The 13,862-nt window shown below is 44.1% G+C and carries 13 protein-coding genes; 11 read left to right on the top strand and 2 right to left on the bottom strand.

Annotated elements, in window-relative coordinates; translation table 11 throughout:
• Positions 1-187 precede the first annotated feature (187 nt).
• The 4 genes from PNUC_RS05860 to PNUC_RS05845 all read left to right on the top strand — a co-directional run bounded on the left by PNUC_RS05860 (position 188) and on the right by PNUC_RS05845 (position 3,025).
• Positions 188-721 carry a hypothetical protein gene (locus PNUC_RS05860; protein ID WP_011902960.1) on the top strand — a complete coding sequence of 178 codons (534 nt, stop codon included), beginning with the start codon at positions 188-190 and terminating at the stop codon, positions 719-721.
• Positions 718-1,068 (top strand): M15 family metallopeptidase, encoded by a 351-nt coding sequence (locus PNUC_RS05855; RefSeq protein WP_048812105.1) that lies wholly within the window; start codon positions 718-720, stop codon positions 1,066-1,068. The genes PNUC_RS05860 and PNUC_RS05855 overlap by 4 nt, the downstream gene beginning before the upstream one ends.
• Positions 1,069-1,182: 114 nt before the next feature.
• A complete protein-coding gene (locus tag PNUC_RS05850; protein WP_011902959.1) occupies positions 1,183-2,289 on the top strand; it encodes an AAA family ATPase in 1,107 nt (368 codons plus the stop codon).
• Positions 2,240-3,025 carry a hypothetical protein gene (locus PNUC_RS05845; protein WP_143070061.1) on the top strand — a complete coding sequence of 262 codons (786 nt, stop codon included), beginning with the start codon at positions 2,240-2,242 and terminating at the stop codon, positions 3,023-3,025. The genes PNUC_RS05850 and PNUC_RS05845 overlap by 50 nt, the downstream gene beginning before the upstream one ends.
• Here PNUC_RS05845 and PNUC_RS05840 read toward each other — a convergent pair.
• Positions 2,999-4,303, bottom strand: a complete 1,305-nt coding sequence (locus PNUC_RS05840) for a tyrosine-type recombinase/integrase (RefSeq protein WP_011902957.1) — start codon at positions 4,301-4,303, stop codon at positions 2,999-3,001. The two genes, PNUC_RS05845 and PNUC_RS05840, sit on opposite strands and share 27 nt — an antisense overlap.
• A 266-nt stretch (positions 4,304-4,569) precedes the next feature.
• On the opposite strand from PNUC_RS05840, the gene PNUC_RS05835 reads away from it, so the two are divergent.
• The 3 genes from PNUC_RS05835 (at position 4,570) to PNUC_RS05825 (ending at position 5,648) form a co-directional block, all read left to right on the top strand.
• Positions 4,570-4,875 (top strand): YciI family protein, encoded by a 306-nt coding sequence (locus PNUC_RS05835; protein ID WP_011902956.1) that lies wholly within the window; start codon positions 4,570-4,572, stop codon positions 4,873-4,875.
• Between the two features lie 72 nt (positions 4,876-4,947).
• A complete protein-coding gene (locus PNUC_RS05830; protein WP_048812104.1) occupies positions 4,948-5,304 on the top strand; it encodes a toxin-antitoxin system TumE family protein in 357 nt (118 codons plus the stop codon).
• Positions 5,301-5,648, top strand: a complete 348-nt coding sequence (locus PNUC_RS05825) for an HVO_A0114 family putative DNA-binding protein (RefSeq protein WP_011902954.1) — start codon at positions 5,301-5,303, stop codon at positions 5,646-5,648. Before PNUC_RS05830 ends, PNUC_RS05825 begins: the two co-directional genes overlap by 4 nt.
• A gap of 1 nt (position 5,649) precedes the next feature.
• Here PNUC_RS05825 and PNUC_RS05820 read toward each other — a convergent pair whose 3' ends face one another.
• Positions 5,650-6,243 (bottom strand): 3-keto-disaccharide hydrolase, encoded by a 594-nt coding sequence (locus PNUC_RS05820; RefSeq protein ID WP_011902953.1) that lies wholly within the window; start codon positions 6,241-6,243, stop codon positions 5,650-5,652.
• A gap of 79 nt (positions 6,244-6,322) precedes the next feature.
• On the opposite strand from PNUC_RS05820, the gene PNUC_RS05815 reads away from it, so the two are divergent.
• The 4 genes from PNUC_RS05815 to fdhF all read left to right on the top strand — a co-directional run bounded on the left by PNUC_RS05815 (position 6,323) and on the right by fdhF (position 13,860).
• The gene (locus PNUC_RS05815; RefSeq protein ID WP_011902952.1) at positions 6,323-8,743 is read left to right on the top strand and encodes a DUF748 domain-containing protein; all 2,421 of its coding nucleotides are present in this window, start codon (positions 6,323-6,325) and stop codon (positions 8,741-8,743) included.
• A 10-nt stretch (positions 8,744-8,753) separates the two neighbouring features.
• Entirely contained in the window at positions 8,754-8,978 is a 225-nt protein-coding gene (locus tag PNUC_RS05810; protein WP_048812103.1) for a hypothetical protein, read from the top strand.
• Positions 8,979-9,127: 149 nt separating this feature from the next.
• The gene (locus PNUC_RS05805) at positions 9,128-10,930 is read left to right on the top strand and encodes an NAD(P)H-dependent oxidoreductase subunit E (protein ID WP_011902951.1); all 1,803 of its coding nucleotides are present in this window, start codon (positions 9,128-9,130) and stop codon (positions 10,928-10,930) included.
• Positions 10,931-10,968: 38 nt separating this feature from the next.
• Positions 10,969-13,860 (top strand): formate dehydrogenase subunit alpha, encoded by a 2,892-nt coding sequence (fdhF, locus tag PNUC_RS05800; RefSeq protein ID WP_011902950.1) that lies wholly within the window; start codon positions 10,969-10,971, stop codon positions 13,858-13,860.
• The last annotated feature ends 2 nt before the right edge of the window (positions 13,861-13,862 follow it).

Below are 13,862 nucleotides of genomic sequence, written 5' to 3'. Positions count from 1 at the left end.
GAAGGCTATCGCCATGACTACTGGCAGCAGGTGTTTGGGTGCGGCTGCGGGTGTTGAAGTAACCATGGTGTGTGGGCGCGCGTAACTGCGCCCCACTGCCAACACCAATTAAAAGCCTTGGCGGTAGTGGGGCGGTGGACTTCCATACTCATTCATACCTTCGAGCATCAAGAAAAGAACCTAATACATGCTTCCAATCATCACATCCCTAGTGCAAACCTTGGCCGTCAATGGCCTTGGCTTACTTGCGGGCGCGGTCCAAGCTAAAGGTAAGGAGTTCATCGAGAGCAAGATTGGGGCGCGCATTCCAGACAGCCCAAGTCAAGAAGATCTCATCAAGCTTAAACAGCTTGAGATTGAGCAAGAGCAGTTACTACTGCAATACACCCTTAAACAAAAAGAGCTCGAGATAGAAGAATCCAAACTGCTAGCAGAGATGCATCGAGCCTCACAAGACAATGCTACCAATCGCTGGCAATCCGATATGGGTAGCGATTCAAAGCTATCAAAGAACATCAGACCAGGAACGCTGGTTTATATCCTGACGGCTTATCTACTATTTGCCTTACTCTCAGCCATAGGTATTGATATCAATGAAGCCTATGTAAAGCTCCTCGGCGAGTGGGGTCAGCTAGTCATGCTGGCTTACTTTGGAGGCAGATCAGTCGAGAAGATTTTTGAGATGCGTATGCATGGCTTAAATAAAAAAGAAGAGCAATGAGTAGCCTGGTAAAGGAGCAAGCTGCATTCTTGATCGATGTCAGTCGTCTTATTCAGTTTGCGACAGCAGAAGGGTGGGTAATCACTGGAGGTGAGCTCTGGAGATCCCCGGAGCAACAAGAGATCTACTTTAAGACTGGTAGATCAAAGACTATGAATAGCAACCATCTAAGACGCTGCGCTATTGATCTGAACTTCTTCTGGAGTGGAAAACTTGTTTGGGATAGAGAGTTGATACGCGAAGTCGGCGAATACTGGGAGAGCCTAAGCCCCAAGAATCGATGGGGAGGAAATTTCAAGGGCTTTGTGGATGTGCCACATTTCGAAAGGGTTATCCTAACTTATTGAATATTAAGGATTAAATAATTGTATCAGTCATCCGTAAAAAAATTACGGATGACTGATACAATCTTTGCTCCAAAGTGAGAACTCGACAATTCGAGTTAAATAAGGCGATAAATCATGTTGACTAAATTTGAGGTGGAGAATTTCAGGGGCTTTAAGAATAGGTTTATTTTTGATTTATCTGAGATTAAAAACTATGAATTCAACAGCGACTGTATAAATAACGGCATCGTAAATAAGGCCATGATTTACGGCAAAAATGGGTGCGGCAAGTCAAACTTGGGCTACGCAATTTTTGATTTGATTTCTCATTTAACGGATAAGTTTGTCCCAAGGCACGAGTACATTGCAAACTATTTACATGCCGAACTCTCTGGGGCGCCTGCTAGGTTTAGGTATGCCTTTAAATTTGATGGAACTAACATAGACTACTTTTGCGAAAAAGTGGGCGTCAATGAAGTTGTTTTTGAAGAGCTGAAAATTGATGGTGAAACTGTTGTTCTCTATAAAGTGGGCGAACCGATACAGATAGACTTAGTTGGTGCAGAGTCACTCAACAGAGATTTAGGTGCAACTAAAATTTCAGCCCTAAAGTATATTAAAAATAATGCAGTTCTTGATAAAAGCCCAGCCAATGACGCACTAAAAAAGCTTTTTAACTTTATTGATGGCATGCTATTTTTCAGATCTGTGGATGAAAGAACATTTATTGGCAATCAAGCGGCTGGTGACGATATATTAAAAAATATTCTTAACAAAGGAAATCTAAAAGACTTTGAAGAGTTTCTTAATGCTGCAAATGTAGAGTGTGAGTTAGCGACCATCGAAGTCAATGGTCAAGAGGAGGTGGTTTTTAAATTTGGTGATAAAACCCTTAATTTTTGGCAGGGGGCATCTACTGGCACAAAGTCGCTATCACTTTTTTACTACTGGCTTCAGTTGCTTAATGATGGTCAGGTTTCTTTGGTTTTTGTTGATGAGTTTGATGCTTTTTATCATTACAAACTTTCCGAATTCATTGTTGAAAAGTTAAAAGATGCGAATGCTCAGGTTGTACTTACTACTCACAACACGAGCTTAATGACAAATGATTTAATGAGGCCAGACTGCTGTTTTGTGATGGAAGATAAGGTCATAACTCCATTCTCTAGAATGACAGATAAAGAGTTAAGATTTGCCCACAACATTGAGAAAATGTATAAAGCGGGAGCTTTTGGTGGCTAAGTCTGTCTTATTCGTTTATGAGGGTGAAAAAACAGAGACACAGGTTCATGAAGTTTTTGAGAGACACTATTTCTCTAGCAAACAGACTTCAATTAAGGTTGCTTTTGGAGCCGAGATCTATCAGCTTTGGAAGCGAATGACCTCTGAAGAGTATTTGGATGTTTTGGAGGTTTTAAAAGAGCGGGCACTTATAAATCATGATGAGATTGCCCCCTTAAAGAGGGGTGATGTATCAGAAATATATTTATTCTTTGATTATGATGGCCATACTTCGCTTTCCTGTGATGAGGACTTGGGAAGCATGTTGGATTACTTTAATGAGGAAACTGGACCTGGAAAGCTATATATAAGTTACCCCATGGTTGAAGCGGTTAAGCATATCAATGCTGTCAATGACTTTCTTGATACTGTTTTTAATATCCCCGATGGTAAAAGTTACAAAAAACTTGTAAATGATGAAACTGATTACATGCATCTATCGAAAATCAAAAAGAGTGAGCTCGATTATGTTGTTCTCCAGAATTGCAAAAAAGCCAATTACCTGGTTCAAGGTGATAGAGCCCCTCCAGAGTATCAAACGGTGATTTCCAGGCTTAGCCAGGGTCAGATATTTAGGGCTCAATTAGAGAAGCATATTTTGAGGTCTAATCAAGTCTCAGTATTGAGTGGATTTCCTTTATTTACGGTTGAGTATTTCGGTCGGGATGCTTTAACTGCTCTTTATCATGGTAGATAGATTTTCATTCTTATTAATTGCAGCATTTACTATGGCGCCCCATTCTTCCATTAGTACTGTGCGTTTCTCCAGCTGATCCTGCCTTCTATAGGCAGCCTCAGCTTTATTCTTAATGGTGTGCGCCAAAGCTAGCTCAACGGTCTCATTCGGATAGTCGGTAGTCTCGGCTGCCCAATCTCTAAATGTTGATCTAAAGCCGTGGGGAACATATCCAGAATACTTTGGCATCTTTCTCATCATAGAAAGTAGTGCCATATTGGAAAGATGAGACTCTTCTTTATGCAGTGATCCTGGAAATAAATAACTACTCACACTGATAGTTTTTAGATGTTCAAGGATTTCCATTGCCCTAGTGTTTAGTGGAACGCGATGCTCTTTGCCGGCCTTCATTCGCGCCGCAGGAATTACCCACACCTTAGTTTCTAAGTTGAACTCTGTCCACTTGGCTTCAATAACTTCGCTTGTGCGAGTGGCAGTCAGAATCAATAGCTCCAATGCCAAGGCAGAATAACCATTGTGTTCACGAAGATCTTTTACAAATTCCCCAATGCGCTGAAACGGTAGGGCTGGGTGATGGCTCTTCTTCTGAATCTTTTTAGCCTTGGGTAGTAAATGTCCTAGCGCACCTTTTAGGCGTGCCGGGTTATCCCCTTTGATGTACTCATGGGCCTTGCACCAATCAAAGATCACCTCAATGCGTTGTCTAACCCTAGTAGCGGTCTCGGTGCGTACATTCCAAAACGTACCCTCAACAGTGCCATTCTTGTTTTTAATTTCTTGCTCTAGTAATTTGGCGATATGGCTGGTGTTGATCTGGTCTACGCGTAATTCACCTATCTCAGGATATGCAAAGGTGGAGATGGTGTTCCTCCATTGGTCAGCATGCTTAGAGCTCTTCCACTCCGCTTTTCTTCCCTCGATACAGCGTTCGGCAGCTTCTTTAAAGGTGATGCCATTATTAATAGCTGTAATTCTTTTGCTTTTAGCCTTACAGCGATCCTCGGTCGGGTCAATGCCATCCATGACCAATTGACGCAATTCAAGGGTTTTTCGGCGAGCATCAGCTAATGACCGAGCCTCCAAGGATCCCAAACCCATTTCGCGTCTTTTAAATAGGGTGGGGCTGGTATAGCGAAAAATCCAGCTACGCTTAAAGTTGTTTACCCCTTTTGATACTTGGATATATAGACCCTTAGATTCTGGGTCAGCATGGTACCCAGGGCTTATGATTGACCCAAGACCTCGTGCCGTAAAGCTAATTTTTTTACCTTCTTCCAAGCCTCAACACCCCATTCTCTACCCACCACTCTACCCACCACCAATGCATAGATTTTAGTGGGTTAGAGAGGGCTAGTCGGGAGTGTGGTTAACCAAAAAACCTATGTAGATAAACGGCTTCAGGGTTTTGATGGAGCTCTTCGGAGGGCTCATTTATGGACGCCTCTTCCGCCAAGATGTACTAAGCCACCAAACTTTGGTGGCTTTTTCTTTGGGGATTAGCGTAAGATTTCACAATAACTACAACACATATAACTGGAGAGAAAATGATTTATGCAATCTTATTGATGGACCGTCCTGGTACTGCTGACTTACGTATTCAGGTTCGACCAGATCATCGCGCTTATTTAGCTAAGTTATCGGATCGTATGGCCTTTGCTGGACCGCTGACATCCGAAGATGGTAAGACCGTTGTTGGTAGCTTGCTGGCAATTGATTTTGCTAGCAGGGCCGATGTAGATGCGTGGCTAAAAGAAGAGCCTTATACCAAGGCGGGTGTTTATGAAAAACCGATTGTTCATGTCTTCAATAATATGTGGGCACAAAAAGTTGGTTTTCCACCGGCGCCATAACCATTTTTGTTAATTCTATTTCGTTCCCAGGGTTGTTACTTTTGATATATCATTAGTTGATATAGTTTGGAGATGAAGAAGGTTGGCATCTCCATACTATTAGACTTACATCAGCAGGTAATAGACCAAGAGGATGGTTACTGGGTGAAGATAGAAGCTTGGGAGGTCGCCATTACAGAAGCAGTTCCGCACGGAATTCGCTACTCATTGACACTACATAACCCCAAAGATATAAGAATTATGGGTTATGACAATGCCCATTCTGTGAAGCAAAAACCTGCTTATTCAGGAAGAAGATTGCCATACGATCACAGGCATCGGTCTATCCGGGATGTGGGAGTTCGTTATGAATTTAAAGATGCATATCAACTGCTTAGGGATTTCTTTATTGATGTTGATAAAGTCTTAAAGGTGGATAAAGAAAAATGAAGGTCATCAAAATTGGAATCGCATCTCAAGAGGAGATTCGCAAGCGGATGCTTGCAATTGCCAAAGGGGAATTAAAAATAAAGTCTAGTGATCCAAAGATATGGTTTACTTCAATGCGCTCTTTATCTGCGGTTTTAAGTGATGAAAATCGCGCTTTATTGGATGTGATTAGATCTTCAAAGCCGGTATCCATTTCTGAATTGGCGGAATTGACTGGGCGTAAGCAGGGCAACTTATCAAGAACCCTCAAGACTATGTCTAATTATGGGTTGGTCAGAATGGAAAAGCAGGAGAGGGCATTAATGCCTATCGCCTGCGGTGATCGCTTTGAGATTTTTGTGTAACTCAAAGCGTTTTAATCTGCACCTTCTTAAACTTGATAATTCCCCCGGCTGATTGCAGGGCAATCGGGCCTTCTACATAGCGGCTATCCTGCCCATCAGCAACAGTGGTAACGCCATTTAGCACAACTTTAAAGTGTGAGCCATTGGCAGTAATTTCCATCGTATTCCAGCGACCACCAGCCTTTGGCACTGGATCTACTTTAGCCACATCCACAATCGCACCAGTTGCATACGCTTGCTCAGGACGCGTATCCCAAATATTGATTTCATAACAGGTACTTTGAGTAACTTTTTTGGGATCTTGGCAGCGAATAAAGATACCGCTATTGGTATTGGATTCTGCCCAAAACTCAGTCCTAATAATGAAGTTTTTATATGGCTTGGTAGAAACCAAAAATCCATTGGGTTTATTGCCTTCAACAATGCCGTTACCAATGACCCAATTGGCAGTACCGATGATGTTCCAGTCAGTGAGGCTGACACCATCAATGAGGTCCACAAAGCCATCTTGATTTTGGGCTTGAACATAGTTATTAAAAAGTAGGGCCTGCAGGCAGAAAATGGTGGTGAATAGGTATTTTGGGGCGATTTTCATGGGGGTCTCCACAAGGGTTATATTTATTGTTCTGTGATAATTTTCATTGTTACTGATTTTGTTTCGTTAAGACAAGTAGATGCTTTCCATTAGAAATCACCGTTTTCAGGTTTGGGGTTTGCGCATTGCAGCTACCTTCCTCATCTTGGCCTTCCTTTTCTGGGCAGGCTGCCATATTTTTGTGCCCGGCTTAATTAAAAAGTCAGTAACTGAGTATGGCCAGAGACTTGGCTATGAGATCGCCTATCAAGATTTAACCCTATCTCCATTACGCCTACAGATTGAGCTTAATGACCTCCACTTATCAAAAGAGGGGGGTAATACACTTCTGGAGTTTAAAAAGCTGCTTGTTTCGCTGAAGTGGACAAAGCTGGTTAAAGGAGAGCTTGGCTTTGATCAAATCCTCTTGGATGAACCCAAGTTACTGGTGGAGAAAAAACTAAATACCTGGAATTGGCAAGAGTTTGCTTATGCGATCGAAAAGAATTTACCCCCAGCGGATCCGAAAGCTCCCAGCAAGCCTATCAAGATTTCTGTTGGTAAATTTTTAGTGAGCAGTGCTTCGCTAGCGTTAGTAGATCAGTCATTAAAACTAAAAGAAGAGCTCAAACCATTTACCGTTGAATTGCTCGATGTTGCGAATTACGATAAGGAGGGAGATGTGTCTGGCGTGCGCGGACGGTATGACTTGAATTTAGGTGCGCTACAGTTACTGATTCCAGGCATCAATAAAACGATTGGCTTTCACCACATTAGCCTTGGTGGTGGATTAGATAATCCAAGCCCAAATAATTTAGGCGTTCAATTGGATTTGAAGCTAGATGATGGACAAATACTCTCTCATTGGGACCTCAATACCATCTCAAAAGAGATTTCTGGAAAATTGAAGTTAGAGAATATTGCTACCGCTCCTTTTATTGCATTACTTCCAGCTAATAAGGAGTTGTTAGGCAGCAGTGGGGTAATGAATGCGGATATAGGGGTTACTCTTGGTGGTGATTCTGATCGGATCGCTGGAGATCTTCATTTATCCAATCTGGCTGTAATTGAGAAAGGTGAAAAAACACCTTTAATTACTTGGGATGCCGCAGACGTTCGCCAGTTTGAATATAAAAGTAGCAAGCAAGCTAATGATCATTCTAATAGTAGCTTGACCATTGATGAGCTCATCATCGACCACCCGAGCTTGCGTTTTGACATCAACGATCAAGGCATGTCAAATTTCAGGCGCTTATTCTCAAAGCCTGCAGCAGATGCAGCAAGCCCTGAAAATGCACCTTTAGTTAATAAAACAGCATCCCCAGAATTTAAAAATACATTTGGGTTGGATATCAAAACACTTGGTATGAAAAATGGCGAAGTCTTTTTTACTGATCTTGCCATGCGCCCCAATTTCAAAGTGGACATTAAAAAATTTAATGCCACCCTAATAGGCGTTAGTAATGCACCCGGCCATTTTGCAACGGTTGCCATGGATGGTGTAGTAGCAAACTCCGGAAGTATGAGGGCCAAAGGACAGGCCTCATTCGATGATCCGCGCCGTAATCATGACATCTTGATGACCTTCCGTAATTTGCCGCTAACGACTTTTAACCCTGCGGTGATGACCTATGCTGGCTATCAAATTAGCGGGGGTCATCTGAGTCTCAATCTCAATTACCGAGCCAAAGACGGGCAGTTAACTGGTAGCAATCAGATCATCATTAAGGGTGTTCAGCTAGGTGATGAGGTACCCGATTACCAGGGCAAAAAATTACCCCTTGGTCTTGCAATTGCACTGCTTGAAGACTCTGATGACACCATTGATGTCACTATCTGTATTGCCGGTAACGTTGATTCACCTGAGTTCAGTGCGAGTGGCTTGGTATGGCAAGCGATTAGTAATGTACTCAGTAATGTCGCCACAGCCCCATTTAGGGCTTTAGGATCCATCATGGGTATGGGAGGTGAGAATGGCATCAATGCCGTCCTTGGTGAGGCTGTGTTTTTACCTGCTGACCAAGATCGCCTTGAAAAGTTCGGTGAATACTTGGATAAGCATCCCAATTCCAAGCTTGAGCTTATTGGCACCTATGATCCAGTGCAAGACAAACAGGAGTTGGCGCGTGTGAAGGCAGATACAGCCATTCTGAAAGATGCCGGCTTCAAACTTGAACCTGGTGAGCCCATCCCAGCGCCTAGCTTGACTGATCCTCGCATTCAGTCGGGTTTAAGGACAGCTTATGCGCAATACGTTGGCCGTATCAAGCTTGGGCAACGCTTATTGATGCTTCCAGAGGGCGAAGCTCGCAATGACCAGCTTCACACAGAGTTAATTGCCGCTATCGACATTAGTGAAGACGAACTAAGGCAGTTGGCAAAAAACCGTGCCCAACTCGCTTTTAGTTTGATGACTACCGAGAATCCCGGCCTGAAGGATCGTATTAATTTTGGCGATATTAAAACTGTAGAGGCAGGCAAAGAGGGCGTCCCTCTCGATGTTGAGCTCAGAATCAAGTAGACTTGAGTCCATGAATTCAACAAAAATGCGCTTAAGCTTACTTTCTTCTGTTTTGACAACATTGGCTCTTGCTGGATGTGGCTCAATTGAGTCAGCAGCCCAGGATGATTGCACCTCTATTGGCTGGAATATAGGTAGTAAAGGTTATGAGGAATGCTACAAAGACCGCCTGAATGAGCGCAAGGAAGATTACGCAATGCCACCCGGGGACAGGCCATCTCCCTCTATGCTCTAAATTAGGGATTACCCTTAAATTCAGTACTTGAGCAACGTCAAGGACTTTAGGGATTAAATCACCCAAAATCAGGCGATATCTTGCATGATCGCACCTAAAAAGGGGCTTTCGTTGGCATTAAAACGAATAAAAATTAGAGACTGAATACTATGAATCACCCAAAGCCTTCTGGAGAAGTCAAAGCAGTTGCCATAGCTACTGCTGATGATTTGCGCGAAACCATTCGTCGCAAAAGTAAGTTGAAGGGTCGTCAAGTGGATGATGTTTCAGTCGCTGAAGTTCGCCAGTTGATTGGTCATGCCCCACATCGCCGTGATTTATTAATTGAACATCTTCATAAGCTGAACGATGAATATCGTGCGTTGCACGATCGTCATTTAGTTGCTCTTGCAAAAGAAATGAATCTGCCGATGGCAGAGGTGTATGAAGTCGCCACTTTCTACCATCACTTTGAAGTGGTGCGTGGTAATGATCCAGTGGCGGACATCACTGTGCGTGTTTGTGATGGCATCGCTTGTGAGTTAGCTGGTGCGCAAAATTTATTAAGCAAGCTACCTTCTATTTTAGGTAATCCCAATATCAAGGTTGCCGCTGCTCCGTGTGTAGGCCGTTGTGAGCAGGCTCCAGTTGCTGTGGTGCATCAGTACCCAGTTATTTTTGCTAGTGTTGATAAAGTCGCCGCAGCAATCAAGAATGTCATGACCACTCAGCCTCTAGCCAAAGATGACGCTAGCTTTGATCCTGCTGCTTTAGCAGAGCAGGGCGTATCACCTCAAGGTGAAGGGCAGTCAATATCACCCGATTATGTAGGCTACGAAGCTTATCGCGCTAAAGGTGGATATGCCTTAGCAAAGGAAATCGCTGAAGGTAAGCGTGATGCGGAAAGCATTATTAAGGCCATGGAGAGCTCAGGCTTGCGTGGTTTAGGTGGTGCAGGATTTCCGGCGGGGCGCAAATGGCGTATCGTAAAAGATCAGGTTGCGCCAAAGCTCATGGCCGTCAATATTGACGAGGGTGAGCCAGGCACATTTAAAGATCGCACTTACTTAGAGCGCGATCCGCATCGTTTTTTAGAAGGCTTATTGATCGCGGCTTCTGTAGTGGGTATTGATGCTTGCTATATTTATTTACGCGATGAATATCATGGTTGTCGTGAGTTACTGCAGTTGGAGATAGATAAGCTAAAGGCCAATCCCCCATTTAAATTGCCTTTAATTGAATTACGTCGTGGTGCTGGTGCTTACATTTGCGGTGAAGAATCCGCGATGATTGAAAGTATTGAAGGTAAGCGTGGTGAACCACGCATGCGTCCACCTTACATTGCACAAGTAGGATTATTTGGTAGGCCAACTCTTGAGCATAACTTTGAAACCCTATATTGGGTACGGGATATTGTTCAGCGTGGACCAGAATGGTTCAGTTCCTTTGGCCGTCATGATCGCAAAGGTCTGCGTAGCTTTAGCGTCAGTGGGCGCGTTAAAAAACCCGGCGTTAAATTGGCACCTGCAGGCATCACGATTCAAGAGCTTATTGACGAGTATTGCGGCGGTATGCAAGAAGGCCATCAGTTCTACGGATATCTTCCTGGTGGGGCATCAGGAGGGATCTTGCCTGCCACTATGAATGACATTCCTTTGGACTTTGATACCTTGCAACCTTACGGATGCTTTATTGGTTCCGCAGCGGTAATGGTGTTCAGTAACCAAGATAAAGCCCGTGATATGGCTTTAAATGTGATGCATTTCTTTGAGCATGAGAGCTGTGGCCAATGTACCCCGTGTCGGGTAGGTACTGGTAAAGCTGCCAAACTCATGCAAGCGAAATCTTGGGATCAAACCACCCTTGAAGATTTAGCAACCGTGATGGTTGATGCTTCTATTTGCGGTTTAGGTCAAGCAGCACCAAACCCCATTCGTTGCATCCATAAATATTTCCCGAACGAAGTTGCATAAGGATTCGCTGAAAAGAGATCAGGGAAGATAAGATAAAAATGAACGCACCCACAAATCCGAAAGAACTGCAATTGCAAACCGTTGAATTCAAATTAGACGGCAAGACGATTGTTTCTTATGAAGGTGAAACAATTCTCAAGGCAGCAAAGCGTCACGGTATTGATATTCCGCATCTTTGCTTCAAAGATGGTTATCGCCCAGACGGAAATTGCCGTGCTTGTGTTGTCGAAATTAATGGTGAGCGCACCTTGGCGCCTAGCTGCTGCAGAACCGCCACTCCAGGCATGGAAGTGCAAGCCAATAGCGAGCGTGCTGTAAAGAGTCAAAAGCTTGTTTTGGAGATGTTGCTCTCTGATATGCCAGACCAAGGTTTTAAATGGGTGGGCGATAGCAAGGCAGAAGAAGAGCAGCATCAGCATGGTGAGCTCAGCACTTGGGCTGCACGTATGGATGTCACTGTTCGTCCCGAGCTCAAAGCACTGCGTAGAGATAAAGTCGCTCACGATATCTCTCATCCTGCGATGGCTGTCAATCTTGATGCCTGTATTCAATGTAACCGCTGTGTACGAGCTTGCCGTGAAGAGCAGGTGAATGATGTGATTGGTTACGCGATGCGTGGTGGACATAGCGAAATTGTGTTTGATCTAAACGATCCAATGGGCGAGAGTACCTGTGTTGCCTGCGGTGAATGTGTGCAGGCTTGTCCTACTGGCGCATTGATGCCAAAAGGATTGATTGGTTCACAAATCGTCGATCGTAAAGTAGATTCTGTTTGCCCATTCTGCGGAGTAGGTTGTCAAATTACCTATAACGTGAAAGATGAAAAGATTGTGAGTGTTGAGGGTCGTGATGGCCCAGCGAACCATAATCGTTTGTGCGTTAAAGGTCGCTTTGGCATGGATTACATCCATAACCCACAGCGTTTAACCAAGCCGCTGATACGTAAACCTGGCGTTCCTAAAGATGAATCTTTGCTCGAGCGTGATCAAGATTGGTCTGAGATCTTCCGCGAAGCAACATGGGAAGAGGCGATTGAGTTTGCTGGCGGTGGGTTGAAGAAACTCAAAGATCAGTACGGCAATAAAGTGTTAGCAGGATTTGGTTCTGCAAAAGGAAGTAACGAAGAGGCGTATTTATTCCAAAAGCTAGTACGCACAGGCTTTGGCAGCAATAACGTAGACCATTGCACTCGTCTTTGCCATGCTTCATCTGTAGCAGCGCTTTTAGAGGGTGTGGGTTCTGGTGCTGTAAGTAATCAGGTAAACGATGTTGAGCATTCCAGCTTAATCATGTTGATTGGATCGAACCCAACAGCCAATCACCCGGTTGCTGCAACTTGGTTTAAGAATGCTGCTAAGCGTGGCGCAAAGATTGTGTTGTGCGATCCTCGTAAAACTGAAATCAGTAAACATGCTTGGCGCACTATGCAGTTCAAGCCTGATACTGATGTAGCGATGCTCAATGCCATGATCTATACGATCATTGAAGAAGGCTTGGTTGATCAAGAATTTATCAAAAATCGCTCTAATAACTTTGAGGCACTCAAAGAAAATATCAAGGGGTATAGCCCTGAAGCGATGGCGCCAATCTGTGGTATCCCAGCTGAGACACTGCGTGAGGTTGCTAGAGAATTTGCCACTACTAAATCTGCGATGATTTTGTGGGGCATGGGCGTGAGTCAACACGTGCATGGCACTGATAACGCTCGCTGCTTAATTGCGCTCGTGAGTATTACTGGCCAAATTGGTAAACCGGGTTCTGGTCTACATCCATTGCGTGGTCAAAACAATGTGCAAGGTGCTAGTGATGCTGGTTTGATTCCGATGATGTTCCCGAACTATCAAAGGGTTGATAACCCACAGGCGCATGCTTGGTTTGAGAAATTCTGGGATACACCGCTTGATAAAAAGCCGGGTTACACCGTAGTTGAAATCATGCACAAAATCACTGCACCTGATAGCGATCCCGATAAGATTCGCGGCATGTATGTTGAAGGTGAGAACCCTGCGATGAGTGATCCTGATTTGAATCACGCACGACACGCTTTGGCTTCTTTGGAGCATTTGGTGGTGCAAGACATCTTTATGACTGAAACTGCTCTTCTCGCAGACGTTGTATTGCCTGCAAGCGCTTGGCCAGAAAAGGTGGGTACTGCAAGTAATACTGACCGTATGGTGCAAATGGGTAAAAAAGCCATTGAACCTCCTGGAGATGCAAAGCCAGATCTATGGATCATTCAGGAGATTGCTAAACGCATGGGCTTGAACTGGAATTATCAAGGTTCTGATGATGGAGTTGCTGAGGTCTATGATGAAATGCGTCAAGCCATGCATGCCGCTATTAATGGTATTACTTGGGAGCGCTTGGAAAAAGAATCGAGTGTTACTTATCCATGTTTATCGCTTGAAGATCCGGGTCGCCCAATCGTTTTTGATGATGAGTTTGCTACTACCGATGGAAAAGTGAAGTTGGTTCCTGCGGATATCATCCCCGCAAATGAACGTCCTGATTCTGAATTCCCGTTTGTCCTGATTACTGGTCGTCAACTTGAGCATTGGCATACTGGAAGCATGACTCGTCGCGCAACAGTGCTCGATGCTATTGAGCCTATGGCCACTGTATCGATGAATGGTGAAGATATGACTCAGCTAGGTGTGTCTGCTGGAGATGTCATTACCGTTCAGTCTCGTCGCGGTGAGGTAGGTATTCATGTACGTCGAGATGACGGTACACCACGTGGTGTGATCTTTATTCCGTTTGCATACTATGAGGCTGCTGCTAACCTCATTACGAATTCTGCGCTAGATCCGGTTGGCAAGATTCCAGAATTTAAGTATTGCGCGGTCAAGTTGGCTAAAGGTGGTCAAGCGTCCAAAGTAATGGGATATGGCACTAACGATCCAACACTCAATCCGGCGGCTATTGTCTAATA

It is taken from the genome of Polynucleobacter asymbioticus QLW-P1DMWA-1, from assembly GCF_000016345.1.
In the GTDB taxonomy this organism is placed as follows: Bacteria; Pseudomonadota; Gammaproteobacteria; order Burkholderiales; family Burkholderiaceae; genus Polynucleobacter; species Polynucleobacter asymbioticus.
The sequence above is the reverse complement of the archived record's forward strand: the minus strand, read 5'-3'. Positions and strand labels throughout refer to the sequence as shown.

What these genes read in the sequence shown, in the direction of transcription:
- PNUC_RS05860 (WP_011902960.1), top strand. Translation starts at nt 188, where the DNA reads ATGCTTCCAATCATCACATCCCTAGTGCAAACCTTGGCCGTCAATGGC.
- PNUC_RS05855 (WP_048812105.1), top strand. Translation starts at nt 718, where the DNA reads ATGAGTAGCCTGGTAAAGGAGCAAGCTGCATTCTTGATCGATGTCAGT.
- PNUC_RS05850 (WP_011902959.1), top strand. Translation starts at nt 1,183, where the DNA reads ATGTTGACTAAATTTGAGGTGGAGAATTTCAGGGGCTTTAAGAATAGG.
- PNUC_RS05835 (WP_011902956.1), top strand. Translation starts at nt 4,570, where the DNA reads ATGATTTATGCAATCTTATTGATGGACCGTCCTGGTACTGCTGACTTA.
- PNUC_RS05830 (WP_048812104.1), top strand. Translation starts at nt 4,948, where the DNA reads ATGAAGAAGGTTGGCATCTCCATACTATTAGACTTACATCAGCAGGTA.
- PNUC_RS05825 (WP_011902954.1), top strand. Translation starts at nt 5,301, where the DNA reads ATGAAGGTCATCAAAATTGGAATCGCATCTCAAGAGGAGATTCGCAAG.
- PNUC_RS05820 (WP_011902953.1), bottom strand. Translation starts at nt 6,243, where the DNA reads ATGAAAATCGCCCCAAAATACCTATTCACCACCATTTTCTGCCTGCAG.
- PNUC_RS05815 (WP_011902952.1), top strand. Translation starts at nt 6,323, where the DNA reads ATGCTTTCCATTAGAAATCACCGTTTTCAGGTTTGGGGTTTGCGCATT.
- PNUC_RS05810 (WP_048812103.1), top strand. Translation starts at nt 8,754, where the DNA reads ATGAATTCAACAAAAATGCGCTTAAGCTTACTTTCTTCTGTTTTGACA.
- PNUC_RS05805 (WP_011902951.1), top strand. Translation starts at nt 9,128, where the DNA reads ATGAATCACCCAAAGCCTTCTGGAGAAGTCAAAGCAGTTGCCATAGCT.
- fdhF (WP_011902950.1), top strand. Translation starts at nt 10,969, where the DNA reads ATGAACGCACCCACAAATCCGAAAGAACTGCAATTGCAAACCGTTGAA.